The 12,484-nt window shown below is 71.0% G+C and carries 13 protein-coding genes and 1 pseudogene; 5 read left to right on the top strand and 9 right to left on the bottom strand.

Annotated elements, in window-relative coordinates; genetic code table 11:
• The first annotated feature begins 21 nt into the window (after positions 1 to 21).
• Positions 22 to 1,239, top strand: a complete 1,218-nt coding sequence (locus tag ACQPZX_RS13620; RefSeq protein ID WP_433379514.1) for an AGE family epimerase/isomerase — start codon at positions 22 to 24, stop codon at positions 1,237 to 1,239.
• A 6-nt stretch (positions 1,240 to 1,245) separates the two neighbouring features.
• Here ACQPZX_RS13620 and ACQPZX_RS13615 read toward each other — a convergent pair whose 3' ends face one another.
• The gene (locus ACQPZX_RS13615; RefSeq protein WP_433379511.1) at positions 1,246 to 2,616 is read right to left on the bottom strand and encodes a PQQ-binding-like beta-propeller repeat protein; all 1,371 of its coding nucleotides are present in this window, start codon (positions 2,614 to 2,616) and stop codon (positions 1,246 to 1,248) included.
• Positions 2,617 to 2,725: 109 nt separating this feature from the next.
• Between ACQPZX_RS13615 and ACQPZX_RS13610 the strand changes: the two genes are divergently transcribed.
• A complete protein-coding gene (locus ACQPZX_RS13610) occupies positions 2,726 to 3,472 on the top strand; it encodes an isocitrate lyase/PEP mutase family protein (RefSeq protein ID WP_433379508.1) in 747 nt (248 codons plus the stop codon).
• Between the two features lie 20 nt (positions 3,473 to 3,492).
• On the opposite strand, the gene ACQPZX_RS13605 is transcribed toward ACQPZX_RS13610, so the two are convergent.
• The 3 genes and pseudogenes from ACQPZX_RS13605 to ACQPZX_RS13595 form a co-directional block, all read right to left on the bottom strand.
• Positions 3,493 to 4,551: a lysylphosphatidylglycerol synthase transmembrane domain-containing protein gene (locus tag ACQPZX_RS13605; RefSeq protein ID WP_433379505.1), complete on the bottom strand. Its 1,059-nt coding sequence runs from the start codon at positions 4,549 to 4,551 to the stop codon at positions 3,493 to 3,495.
• Between the two features lie 39 nt (positions 4,552 to 4,590).
• Positions 4,591 to 5,523, bottom strand: a complete 933-nt coding sequence (locus ACQPZX_RS13600) for a hypothetical protein (protein WP_433379502.1) — start codon at positions 5,521 to 5,523, stop codon at positions 4,591 to 4,593.
• A 68-nt stretch (positions 5,524 to 5,591) separates the two neighbouring features.
• Positions 5,592 to 5,771, bottom strand: a pseudogene (locus ACQPZX_RS13595) (ATP-binding cassette domain-containing protein); the annotation flags it as partial.
• Positions 5,772 to 5,903: 132 nt separating this feature from the next.
• On the opposite strand from ACQPZX_RS13595, the gene ACQPZX_RS13590 reads away from it, so the two are divergent.
• The gene (locus ACQPZX_RS13590; RefSeq protein WP_433379499.1) at positions 5,904 to 6,692 is read left to right on the top strand and encodes an SAM-dependent methyltransferase; all 789 of its coding nucleotides are present in this window, start codon (positions 5,904 to 5,906) and stop codon (positions 6,690 to 6,692) included.
• On the opposite strand, the gene ACQPZX_RS13585 is transcribed toward ACQPZX_RS13590, so the two are convergent.
• Together ACQPZX_RS13585 and ACQPZX_RS13580 are read right to left on the bottom strand one after the other, a co-directional pair.
• Positions 6,689 to 7,480, bottom strand: coding sequence for an SAM-dependent methyltransferase (locus tag ACQPZX_RS13585; protein WP_433379496.1), 792 nt, complete (start codon positions 7,478 to 7,480; stop codon positions 6,689 to 6,691). The genes ACQPZX_RS13590 and ACQPZX_RS13585 overlap by 4 nt on opposite strands.
• Positions 7,481 to 7,491: 11 nt before the next feature.
• On the bottom strand, positions 7,492 to 8,097 hold the full coding sequence (locus tag ACQPZX_RS13580; protein WP_433379493.1) for a TetR family transcriptional regulator: 606 nt from the start codon (positions 8,095 to 8,097) through the stop codon (positions 7,492 to 7,494).
• 138 nt (positions 8,098 to 8,235) lie between these two features.
• Between ACQPZX_RS13580 and ACQPZX_RS13575 the strand changes: the two genes are divergently transcribed.
• The gene (locus ACQPZX_RS13575) at positions 8,236 to 8,829 is read left to right on the top strand and encodes a sugar O-acetyltransferase (protein ID WP_433379490.1); all 594 of its coding nucleotides are present in this window, start codon (positions 8,236 to 8,238) and stop codon (positions 8,827 to 8,829) included.
• Positions 8,830 to 8,853: 24 nt separating this feature from the next.
• Here the strand turns inward: ACQPZX_RS13575 and ACQPZX_RS13570 are convergent, their stop codons facing one another.
• Together ACQPZX_RS13570 and ACQPZX_RS13565 are read right to left on the bottom strand one after the other, a co-directional pair.
• Entirely contained in the window at positions 8,854 to 9,270 is a 417-nt protein-coding gene (locus ACQPZX_RS13570; RefSeq protein ID WP_433379488.1) for a DUF7144 family membrane protein, read from the bottom strand.
• A gap of 61 nt (positions 9,271 to 9,331) precedes the next feature.
• Entirely contained in the window at positions 9,332 to 10,492 is a 1,161-nt protein-coding gene (locus tag ACQPZX_RS13565) for a hypothetical protein (protein WP_433379485.1), read from the bottom strand.
• 98 nt (positions 10,493 to 10,590) lie between these two features.
• Between ACQPZX_RS13565 and ACQPZX_RS13560 the strand changes: the two genes are divergently transcribed.
• A complete protein-coding gene (locus ACQPZX_RS13560) occupies positions 10,591 to 11,415 on the top strand; it encodes an SAM-dependent methyltransferase (protein ID WP_433379482.1) in 825 nt (274 codons plus the stop codon).
• A 7-nt stretch (positions 11,416 to 11,422) separates the two neighbouring features.
• Here the strand turns inward: ACQPZX_RS13560 and ACQPZX_RS13555 are convergent, their stop codons facing one another.
• Positions 11,423 to 12,466, bottom strand: coding sequence for an NAD(P)-dependent alcohol dehydrogenase (locus tag ACQPZX_RS13555; protein WP_433379479.1), 1,044 nt, complete (start codon positions 12,464 to 12,466; stop codon positions 11,423 to 11,425).
• Positions 12,467 to 12,484 lie beyond the last annotated feature (18 nt).

Genomic DNA, 12,484 nt, shown 5'->3' with positions numbered 1-12,484 from the left:
GGCGTCGACACGGAGGATTCCTTGACCCTCGACCACAGCTGGCTCGCGCTGCTCGACTTCGGACGCGCGTTCCCCCATCCGCTCGGCGGCGCGGCCTGGCTCCGCGCGGACGGCACGCCCGATCTCGACGCCCCGGTGTACACCTGGATCACCGCGCGGATGGCGCACGTCTACAGCCTGGGCGACCTGCTCGGCATGCCCGGCGCCGGGCCGCTGGCCGACGCGGCGCTGGCCGGCCTCACCGGGGTTCTCCACGATCGGCGCCACGGCGGCTGGCACCCCTCGGTCGGCCCCGACAGCCGGCCGGCGCCGGGAAAGTCCGCTTACGACCACGCCTTCGTGGTCCTGGCGGCCGCGTCCGCCACCCACGCGCGCCGGCCGGGCGCGCAGGCGCTGCTGTCCGAGGCGGTCGACACCTTCGTGCGGCGTTTCTGGGAGGCCGAACAGGGCATGTTCGCCGACGAGTGGGACACCGAGTGGCAGCACCGGGACGACTACCGCGGGCTGAACGCCAACATGCATGCGGTCGAGGCGATGCTGGCGGCGTTCGATGCCACCGGCCAGAAGGAATGCCTCCAGCGCGCCCTGTCCATCACCGAGCGGGCCGTCGGCTGGGGCCGGACCCACGGGTGGCGGCTGCCGGAGCACTACGACGCCCGATGGAATCCCCGGCTCGACTACCACCGCGAGCGCCCGCAGGACCCCTTCAAGCCGTACGGCGCGACGGTGGGCCACGCGCTGGAATGGTCCCGGCTCATCCTGCACGTCGAGGCGGCCCTCGGGGCGGCGGCCGAGCCGTGGCTGCTCCCCGCGGCCGAGGCCCTGTTCGGCCAGGCCGTCGCCGACGGCTGGGCGGTCGACGGAGCGCCCGGGTTCGTCTACACGACCGACTGGGACGGCGCCCCGGTGGTGCGGCAACGGATGCACTGGGTCGCCGCCGAGGCGATCGCCGCGGCCGCCGCCCTGCACACGCGCACCGGCGAGGAACGTTACGCCGTTCAGTTCAAGACCTGGTCCGCGTACGTCCGGGAGAACTTCGTGGACGAGGAACACGGCTCGTGGTGGCACGAGCTGGACACCGGCAACCGGCCGGCCACGTCGACGTGGCGCGGCAAGCCCGACCTCTACCACGCCGTGCAGGCGATGCTGATCCCGCACGTTCCCCTCACCCCCGGCCTGGCCGCGGCCTGCGCGAACGGCGGCACGGCTCCCGGCCGGGGTGGCGGCCGGGAGCCGTGAGCTCCATCAGGGCAGGGATGCCGTGTACACGTTGGTGTGGCCGTCCGTGTTGTCGTTGGAGGCCATGAAAATCTTGTGGCCGGCGACCGCGAGCGGTCCCCCGTTGTAGAACTGCGACTCGCCCATCTGGACCAGCGAGATCGGCGGGCAGAGCGCGGCGCCGCAGCCACGCAGGTTGTAGGTGAAGAACCCGGAGTCGACCGGGAAACCGGAAGCCGGGCCCTTGGCGACCAGGATCACGTCGCCGACCACCACCGGCGGGGACGCCGGGGCGAAGGCGAAGCTGGTTCCGATCCACGCCGGCTGGCATTGCGGCTTGCCGCAGCCGTCCACCGGGTAGGCGAAGACGCCGCCGATGAAGCGCAGGTCGTCGGCGTTGCCACTGGCCAGCACGTATCCGCCGGCGACGGTCGGCGATCCGTCGACGCCGGTGTCGTAGGTGAAGTAGGTGCGCAGCGGCTTGCAGACCGGGCCGCCGCAGCCGCCGGCGGCGAAGGCCATCAGGTGGAAGTCGGTGTTGGTGCCCTCGCCGAACAGCGTCGAGGAGTTGGTGAACACCGTGCCGCCGGCGACGGTCACGCCGGATCCCGGGCCGCCGATGTCGGCGGTCCAGACCGGCTTGCAGGTCGCGGCGCCGCACCCGCCGGCCCGGAAGGTCAGCAGCCGGCCGGTGAACAGCTCCGGCGAGGACAGGAAGGTGTCCACGTAGACGAAGCCGTTGCCGACGGCCGGGGTGTCCAGTGCCTCGTTGGGCAGCCCGATGCCGGTCCACAGCGGCGGGCAGGTGGCGCGTCCGCAGCCGGTGGTGCGGAAGGCGTACAGGTGGCCGCTGATGTCACCCACGTACGCGATGCCGCCGGAGGCCGTGACCGAGCCGGTGGCGCCGTCTTGCATCGTGCCGGTCCAGACCGGCTTGCACGTCGCGGCGCCGCAACCGGCCGCCGGGAACGCGAACAGCGCGTGGATGTTCGGCGATCCGACCAGGACGAAGCCGTCCGCGACCGCCACCGTGAAGTTGATGGTGCCGTCGCCGATGGATCCCCGCCAGAGCGGCTCGCACGATTCGGCGCCGCAGCCGCCGGCCGCGAACACCGACAGGTTGCCGTCCGTGCCGCCGATGTACATGCGTCCGTTCGCGACGACCGGTCCGTTGCGGTCCAGGACGGTGTCACCGACATGCGCCTTGGACGTCACCTTGAGGTTCTTGATGTTGCCGGTGTTGAAAGCGTGCTCCGCCGGGTTGGTGCCGGTGTGTTGCGCGTCGTGGCCGTACTGCGGCCAGGAGTTCACGATCGCCGCATCCGCGGCCGGCGCTCCGGCCCCGGCCACCGCCAGCAGGATCCCGGCCAGCGCGGCCGCCGATCTTCGTAGGTTCATGGGGTCCCCTCCCCGTGCCTCGTTGACGCACGTCATGGTCCGCGCGGCGCTGATGCGGCGCTGAAATCTCCCGCAAACGACGAGGCCAGCGGCGGCGTAGGGTGCGGGCATGAGCGCCTGCGACCGCTTGCGATCTCTGCACGTCCCCGGCGCCCCGCTGTTGTTGCCGAACGTGTGGGACGTGGCCACGGCGCGAGCCGTCGTCGCCGCCGGGTTTCCGGTGGTGGCGACGACCAGCAGCGGGGTGGCCGCCGCGCTCGGCTATGCCGACCATGAGGGCGCGCCGGCCGCCGAGATGTTCGCCGCCGCCGCGCGGATCGCCCGAGGGGTCGAGGCGCCGGTGACGGTCGACGCCGAGGCCGGCTACGGCATGGAGCCGGCCGAGCTGGTGGCCGCGTTGCTCTCGGCGGGGGCGGCGGGATGCAACCTCGAGGACACCGACCATTCGACCGGCCGGCTCCGCGATCTCGACGAGCAGGCAGGCCGGCTCGAGGCGGTTCGTCAGGCCGCCTCGGCGGAAGGCTACGGCCTGGTCATCAACGCCCGGGTCGACGTCTTCCGCACGGGCGTGGCGCTCGAGCTCCAGGAGGCGCTCGTTCCCGAGGCGGTGCGGCGAGCCCGTGCGTATTTCGAGGCCGGGGCCGACTGCGTCTACCCGATCGGGCTGTGGGAGCCGGACGCGCTGCGCCGCTTCGTCTCGGAGGTCCCCGGCCCGGTGAACGTCATCCGGCTGCCGCGGACGCCGCCGCTCGCCGAGCTGGCCGCCCTCGGCGTGGCCCGGGTGAGCTGGGCGGCCTCGCTGTATCGCCAGGCGATGGCCCGCTTCACCGAACAGCTCGCCACGCTTCGCGCTTGAGGCGGCCTCGCCGACCAGGGTCAGCCGGCGGGCGAGACCGTCATCACCGTCTGATCGGCGCCGGCGGCGGGCGTCGGTGCGGGGGTGTCCTCGCGGCGGCCCCTCATCACGAGCCAGGTGATCCAGCCGGCACCGATGATGAAGCCGAAGCTGATGATGCGGTAGAGGACCACGGCGGCGATCGCCGCGGACGTTTCGACGCCGCCGGTGACCAGGCCCAGGATCAGCGCGCTGTCGATGATGCCGAGCCCGCCCGGAATGATGGTCACGGTGCCGGCGGCCATGCCGGCGCAGAACGCCAGCAGCACCTGGGTGCCGTTGATTGGGTCGTCGCTGATCGCCCGCAGGCACATCCACAGGCAGACGGCGTCCAGGCCCCAGTTGAGCACCGCGAAGATCGCGGCCGCCGCGCCGCGCCCGGGGGTGAGCCGGGCGGTGCCCAGCTGCCCGACGAAGGCGCGGACCCGGTCCAGGCCCTCCGCGGGCGGGCGGCGGCGCAGCCGGTTGACCCGGGCCAGCACCGCCCGGACCGGCGGCTCCACCATCTCCGGGCGGCGGGTCACCTGCCGGACGCCGAGGACGATCAGCACGATCACCGCGACGAGGCCGGCGAGGCTGTACCACTGCGGCGTGCCGTCCGAGGCCAACGCCCCGGCGGCCGTGACTACGGCGAGCGCGGCGGTGGACAGGATGCCGGACAGGGCGATGCACCACGAGGCGACCGCCGGGGTGGCGCCGAAGCGGCGCAGTTGCTGGTAGTTGAACCGGGTGGAGAACGCCGGGCCGCCCGGCAGGGTCTCGTTGAGCGAGTGGGCGGCGTAGGCCAGGGCGACGTTGCGGCGGATCGGCACGCGGAGCCCCGCCGAGAGCAGCAGGAACTGTTGCATCCGCGCGTACGAGCCCATCGCGATCATCTCGGCCGCCACCGCCGCGGCCAGCCAGCCGGGATGCGGCGCCCGCAGTTGCGAGAACGCCGAAGCCAGCGACGGCCAGCCCAGGACCAGCTCGACCGCGAACAGGACGAGTACGGCGGTAACCGCACCACGCCGTATCCAGGCTCGGCGGGTGCTCACGGTCATGGCCTCAGAATCGGCTCGTCACGTGGCGGGCTGACGGTTTCATGTCAGATGACGTCGCGACGGCGGAAGCCGGCGAACGCGACGACGGTCAGGACCAGCGTGACCAGGGTGACCCAGCCCAGGCCGGACCAGTCGGGGCTGGTGACGGTGACGTTGGGGACGTGCCACAGCGGGCTGATGCCGAGGATCCTGGTTGATCCGTACCGCGAGGCCCCAGACGCCGGCCACCCAGCCGCCGCGGGCCGGACCGCGCCGGGGAGCGATCATGCCGAGGCCGAAGTCGCGGCGGGCGTGCAACACCAGCGCCACCGCGGCCGGCACGATCGCGAGAGCGAGCGCCGGCAGCAGCGGCCAGGGGTTGTTGCCGGTCGCGGGGCGAACCTGTTCGAGCCAGCCGAACGGGGTGAGCCACGCGGTCCAGGCGGAGGCCTCGCTGGCGCCGAAGTAGCCGCGCACGATGTAGGCGATGCCCAGGGTCGCCACCGCGATGCTGTTGGCGGTGCGCGCGTCCGAGCCGATCTGCGCCGCGATCCCGGCGACGCCGGCGAAGATCAGCCCGGAGGCGGTGAAGGTCGCCGACAGCGCGAGGGAGCTCAGCCAGCCACCGCCGCACGCGACGGTGATCAGCCAGGAGACGATGCCGAGCACGATCGAGGCGAGGGTCGCCATGATCAACGCGGCGGCCAGGCGGGTCTGCCGGCCCATCACTCCGGAGGCCAGCAACTCGGCCTGGCCGGAGTCCTCGTCGGCGCGGCTGTTGCGGACCACGATGAAGATCGCCATGAGGGCGGCGAAGAAGGCGCCGAGACCCCCGGCCCGCCAGGCGTTGAACCCGTCGGCGGTCAGCAGGTCGCGGGCCGGGCCGAAGATCAGGCTCAGCGCGGGGTTGGCGCCGAGCGTGGCCGCCAGCTCCCGCCGGTCGTCCAGGTCGGGGAACACCCACGCGTACCCGAGGACCGACGACGCCGACAACGCGCTGATCAGGACGATCCAAGGACCGATATTTCGTACGTCCTGCTTGAGCGCGGCCCGCAGCAGTGCCCGGCATCCGCCCGGAGCAGGCCCAGCAGCACCCGGATGGTGGTCGACTTGCCCGCGCCGTTCGGCCCGAGGAAGCCGTGCACCTCCCCCTCGGCGACCTGCAGATCGAGCCCGTCCAGCGCCCGGAACGACCCGAAGGACTTGACCAGCCCTTCCACCTCAACGACCGATGGGCTCACGACCCCTGCAATAAAATTCCACACCCGTAGAAGTCAACGCTTGATGAACCGGCCGACCGGGGAACCGGGCCAGCACAGTGGACAGTATGCTGCTGCGGAGCAGGACCACAGATTCCCGAGGAAGGCGGATCGATGACCAGTTCCGACCCCGACCTGCAGTCCCGGTTGAACATCGACCAGCCGCACAGCGCCCGGATCTGGAATTACCTGCTCGGCGGCAAGGACAACTTCGCCGCCGACCGCAACGCCGCCGACGCCGTGCTCGGCCAGCTGCCCGAGATCCGCGAGTTCGCCCTGGCCGGCCGCGGGTTCCTCGCCCGCGCGATCGGCTACCTGGCCGGCGAGGCCGGCATCCGGCAGTTCCTCGACCTCGGCACCGGCCTGCCCACCGCCGACAACACGCACGAGCTGGCCCAGCGCATCGCCCCCGAGTCGAAAATCGTCTATGTCGACAACGATCCGCTGGTCCTGGTCCACGCCCGCGCGCTGCTGACCAGCGATCCGGCCGGCGAGACCAGCTACATCGACGCCGACGTCCGCGACCCGGAGAAGATCCTGCACGCCGCGGCCGACCTGCTGGACTTCACCAAGCCGATCGCCGTCGTGATGATCGGCATCCTCGGCCACATCGCCGACTCCGACAACCCGGCGCGGATCCTCCGTACGATCGTCGATGCTCTGCCCTCGGGCAGTTATCTCGCGATCAACGACAGCATCACCACCCCGGCCAACGACAGCGCGGTCGAGACCGCCCAGCAGGAGGGCGCCAACTACCACCTGCGCACGGTCGAGCAGATCACCGAGTTCTTCGCCGGCCTCGACCTGGTCGAGCCGGGCGTGGTCTCGACGCCGCTCTGGCGTCCCACGGGTGAGACGCCGGAGCCGATCGCGGTGTATTGCGGGGTCGCCCGGAAGCCTTAGGGCTTGCGGCCCACGCCGCAGTAGACGTTGAGGTCCTTCGGGTCGCTGCCGGGCTCCGGGCGCCAGGTCGGCGTGGGAACGACGCCCGGGTCGACCAGCTCGAGGCCGTCGAAGAAGCCGGTCATCTGCTCGACCGTGCGCAGGTGGTAGTCGGCGCCGCTGTTGCGGGCCGTGCGCACGGCGTCGGCGGTCGCGGCGGTGATGACGCTGTCGTTGACGATCAGATAGCTGCCGGACGGCACGGCCGCGAGGAACCCGGCGACGATCTCGCCCGGGCCGGGCACGTCGTCGTCGGCGACGTTGCCCAGGACGCCGAGCATCATGACGGCGACCGGGCGGGTGAGGTCGAGAGTCTTCGCCGCCGCCTGCACGATCCGCGCGGGGTCGCGCACGTCGGCGTCGACGTAGTCGGTGACGCCGTCGCCGGTCAGCAGCGCGCGGGCGTGGGCCAGCACCAGCGGGTCGTTGTCCACGTAGACGACCCGGGCCTCCGGCGCGATCGCCTGGGCGACCTCGTGGGTGTTGCCGGCGCTGGGCAGGCCGGTGCCGAGGTCGAGAAACTGCCGGATGCCGGCCTCGCCGGCCAGGAACCCCACGACCCGGCCGAGGAACGCGCGGGACGCCCGGGCGACCTCCACGACCTCGGGATAGACCTGCTTGACCTGGTCACCGACCGCGCGATCGGCGGCGAAGTTGTCGGTGCCGCCGAGCCAGTAATTCCAGATCCGGGCGCTATGTGGCTGACCAGTGTCCAAACTCGCCGGAAGGCCGGAACCAGATCCGCTCATGGCTGTCGATGTTAGCCGATCAGGTAGCGCTGGATGGCCGGCGCGCACCGGGCGATCAGCTCGGCCCGGTCCATGGCGGCCAGCGGGCCGATCCGCACCACGTACCGGGCGATGGCGACACCGAGCAGGTGCGAACCGGCGAGAGCGGCCCGCTCGGCGCCGTCCGGCTGCCGCAGGCGCGGGGCGATCTCGGCGAGGAAGCGGGCGCCGAGCACCGCCTGAAGGCGGTCGGCGGCGCGGTCGGAGGAGATGGCCGAGCGGGCGATCGCCAGCAGCGCCTCGGCGCTGGCCGGGTCCTCCCAGAGGCGCAGGTACGCATCGACCAGGCGCTCGCCGAGGTGTTCCGGGTCGCCGCCGAGGGCCTGCGTCATCCGCTCGATGACCGCGGGCGGCATCTCCAGGGCGGCGTCGAAAAGGTCGTCCTTGCTGCCGAAGAAGTGCCGGATCAGGCCGGTGTCGACGCCGGCGGCCGCCGCGATCACCCGCAGCGAAGCCCCGTCGTAGCCCTTGCCGGCGAACTGCTCGCGAGCGGCGGCGAGGATCGCGTCGCGGGTGCCACTGTCACCGGCGCGGCTGCCGGCGGGGCGACCGGCGGGGCGGCGAGCTGCGAATTCCACAGCTGAGGACTTTACCAAGAACGTCGCGTAGTTCACCACGCGTTGACTTCTACAAGCGTGGAATTTACCGTCGAAGACGAGCTCGGCAGACGTTCCTCGGTCACTTCCGCTGACCAAGCGATGCGTACGATCGTACGCATGACCTCTGACGACCCGCTCGAAGGTGACGTGCGCTCGATGCGCGAGCGGATGCTGGCCGGCGATCTCTATCGGGGCGCCGATCCGGAGCTGGAAGCCGAGATGCGCCAGGCGATGGTGCTCACCAAGGCGTTCAACGACAGCGATCCGCGTGACCCCGACGGCCGCCGGAAGCTGCTGGAGCAGCTGCTCGGCTCGATCGGCGACGAGGTGGACATCCGCCCGCCTCTGCACGTCGACTACGGCAGCCATCTGCACGTCGGCGACCGGGTGTTCATCAACTTCGGGCTGATGGCGCTGGACGTGGCGGAGATCCGGATCGGCGACGACACGCTGATGGGGCCGAACGTGCAGTTGCTGACGCCGACCCATCCGGTCGATCCGGAGCCCCGCCGCGCCAAGTGGGAGGCGGCCCTGCCGATCACGATCGGCGACAACGTGTGGATCGGCGGCATGGCGGTGATCTGCCCCGGCGTGACCATCGGCGACAACTCGGTGATCGGGGCCGGCGCGGTCGTCACCAAGGACATCCCGGCCGACGTGGTCGCCGTGGGCAATCCGGCGCGCGCCATACGGTCCGTCCACGACCGATGATCGAGCCGCTACGCCGCGCGGCGATCACAGCTTGGCGCCGCGCATCTCGCTCCCGTGGGCGACCAGCGCATAGATCACCACGACGTCAAAGGTGATCATGATGACTCCCCAGACCGGGTAGGCCGGCATGAAGAGCATGCTGGACAGCGCGCTGACCACGGCGACCGCGACGCCGGCCACGCGGGCCCAGAGCGCGCCCACGAAGATCCCGACACTGGCGGCAAGGGCGACGACCCCGAACACGAGGTGCAGCCAGCCCCACGCCTTGTAGTCGCCGGCCACGACCAGGTCGCCCTTGCGGGCGATGTAGAAGGTGTCGTTGAAAAGGGCCACGATGCCCTGGATCACGTGGAAGGCGCCCAGCAGGAACAGCATCAACCCGCCGAACACCAGGACACCCATCCAGGGCGTTTCGGTCGCGTACTCACTCTGTCCGGACATCCCACCACCGTGCGGCATCATCCGCCGCGGACGCGCCATCCGCGGCGGATGAGGCCGACGGCTAGTAGGCGTTGTTCGCCGTGGTCAGGCGGGTCTCGCCGGCGGGCAGGGCCGGGCAGCCGGCGGCGCCCGGGTTGGTCGCGCCGGCCGGGTAGAGGTACCAGGTGGGCAGGTTCGCCGAGCTGCCGATCAGGTACGTGCCGAGATCGTTGTTGGTGAACCGGTTGTGATACGACGAGCACTGACCGCTCGCGGTGTCGACCTCTTCGAGGTAGTGCGCCGCCGGCGGCGTCGACGAGCGCAGGAAGTCGTTAGCGCCGAAGACGTTGGAGTCGAAGGTGTTGTAGTTGCTGGCGTCCCGCACCTTCACCGGGTCGCTGCTGACGCCGGTCACGTTGTTGCCGGTGAACTGGTTGGACGAGCTCTTGTGCGTGACGTAGATGGCGTGGATGTAGCTGTTCTCGCTGTTGCGCACGTTGACGAAATGGTTGTTGGCGATCCGGTTGCCGGACGACTCGGTCAGCACGATGGCGCCGTACCCGCAGCGCGGCCAGTCGGCGTCGCCGCAGAGGCCGCCGGTGTAGGCGTTGCCGAGCGAGGTGAAGACCATGCCGAAGACGGTGTTCCCGTCGAGGCCCCGCGCCGACGGCAGGCCCGGGCCCGAGGACGGGTTGTACCCGCCGCCACAGGAGCCGGCCGAGCCGTCGAGGGAGATCCCACCGGACGCGTAGTACTGCACCTGCAGGTAGTAGAACCGCAGGCCGGAGGTGCCGCCGTCGGCGAGCGGCGTGCCGGTCGCGCCGGCGCAGGCGTAGAACCAGTAACCGGCGATGTACCGGTTGGAGCCGCTGGCCCGGGCGTTCTGGAAGACCGGGCGGGCGGCGATCGACGAGCCGCCCCCGCCGATCTGGTAGTCGTCGGGCATGAACGAGATCGTGTGGCCCGGCCGGTACGCCTGCCAGGTGATCCCCTGGGTCACGTAGGTGCCGGCGTGGATCCGCACCTCGACGTCCTGGTCGGCCGGCCCGGCCGCCACCAGCGCCTCGACCCGCTCGAGGGTCTTCACCGCGGTGGCCGGGGTGGCGCCCGACGCCGCGTCGGACCCGGAGGCGTTCATGTAGATCGTCTGCGTGCCCGCCGCGGAGGCAGGCACGGCGGGGAGGACGGCGGTCAGGCAGAGGCCGGCAGCGATCGCGGCGAGCCAGGCATTCATCGTCTTCACTTCGGCAGGCTATCGCCGACCGCGGCAACCGTGGGGGCCGCCGGTCCGTTACCCTGTGCGACAGCATCGGCCGGGTCCACAAGAGAGGGAGCGCCGTCGTGGTGAACGAAGAGTGGGCTCCACCGGGCATCGACACCACGAAGCCGAGTGTCGCCCGGGTGTACGACTTCATGGTCGGCGGCAAGGACAACTACGCCATCGACCGGATGGTCGCGCAGCGCGCGCTGGAGATCATGCCCGACGCCCAGGAGGCGGGCCGCGCCTGCCGCGCCTTCCTGCGCCGGGTCGTGCACTACCTGGCGGCCGACGTCGGCATCCGGCAGTTCCTCGACCTCGGTTCCGGCCTGCCCACCGACACCAACGTGCATCAGGTGGCGCAGAGCGTGGACCCGGCGACCCGGGTCATCTACGTCGACAACGACCCGATGGTGCTCGTGCACGGCCGCGCGCTGCTCGCCAGCAACGACACCACCGCCGTCGTGCAGGCGGACATCCGCGAGCCCCAGCAGATCCTCGATCACGACGTCGTCCGCGACCAGCTGGACTTCACCGAGCCGATCGGCCTGCTGATGCTGTCGATCCTGCACCACCTGAACGACGACGAGGACCCGGGCGCCGTCGCCGCGACCCTGCGCGACGCCCTGCCCTCCGGCAGTCACCTCGCGATCATCCACTTCTGGGACCCGGCCGAGGAGCAGCCGGAGGTCGCGGCGAAAGTGGTCGACGCCGAGCGGGTGTTCAACGAGACCCTCGGCACGGGCCGCTGGCGGCGGCGCGACGAGGTCCAGGCGTACTTCGGCGATTTCGAGCTGGTCGAGCCCGGCCTGGTGCCCTTGGCGGAGTGGCGCCCCAACGACAAGGACAAGGCCGAGCAGACCGACAGCTACTACACGATGATCGGCGGCGTGGCGCGCAAGCCGTGAGGCCGGGTCAGCGCAGGGTGTCGACGTCGATGACGAAGCGGTAGCGGACGTCCGAGCTCAGCACCCGCTCGTACGCCTCGTTGACCTGGTCGGCGCCGATGACCTCGACCTCCGGGGCGATGCCGCGCTCGGCGCAGAAGTCGAGCATCTCCTGCGTCTCGGCGATGCTGCCGATGCCGGAGCCGGCGAACGAGCGACGGTTGCCGAACAGAGCCCACACCGGCACCTCGAGCGGCTGCGGCGGGGCGCCCACGCTGACCAGGGTGCCGTCCAGGCGCAGCAGGCCCAGGTGGGCGGTCATGTCGATCGGCGCGCTGACCGTGTTGATGATCAGGTCGAAGGTGTTCTTGAGCGCCTCGAAGGTGGCGGCGTCGCTGGTGGCGTAGTAGTCCCCGCCGCCGAACGCAAGGCCGTCGTCCTTCTTGCTCAGCGTCTGCGACAGCACGGTGACCTCGGCGCCCATCGCGGCCGCGATCTTGACCGCCATGTGGCCGAGACCGCCCATGCCGACCACGGCGACCTTCTTGCCGGGTCCGGCGTTCCAGTGCGCCAGCGGCGAATAGGTCGTGATGCCCGCGCAAAGCAAGGGCGCTGCTTTCTCGTACGGGATGGCCTCGGGCACCCGCAGGACGAAGTCTTCGTCGACCACGATGTGCGTCGAGTAACCACCCTGCGTGATGGTGCCGTCGCGGTCGACGCTCGCATAGGTGCCGGTGTTGCCGGCCGTGCAGTACTGCTCGTGGCCGGCCCGGCAGTTCTCGCACTCGCGGCACGAGTTGACCATGCAGCCGACGCCGACCCGGGCGCCGTTTTCAAAACGGGTGACCTCGTTGCCGACCTCGATGACCCGGCCGACGATCTCGTGACCGACCGTCTGCGGATAAGCGATCTCACCCCACTCCCCGCGCACGGTGTGGATGTCGGAGTGACAGATCCCGGCATACCGGATCTCGATGAGAACATCGCGCGGCCCCAGATCGCGCCGCTCGACCGTGGTGCGCACGAGCGGGTCGGTGGCGGAGGTGGCGGCGATGGCGTTGACTTTGAGCATGCTCTGAGCTTGCCGTGC

The sequence above is a fragment of the Actinoplanes sp. CA-142083 genome (genome assembly GCF_050942195.1).
In the GTDB taxonomy this organism is placed as follows: Bacteria; Actinomycetota; Actinomycetes; order Mycobacteriales; family Micromonosporaceae; genus Actinoplanes.
Note: the sequence above shows the minus strand (reverse complement) of the source record. Positions and strands in the feature narration are given on the sequence as shown.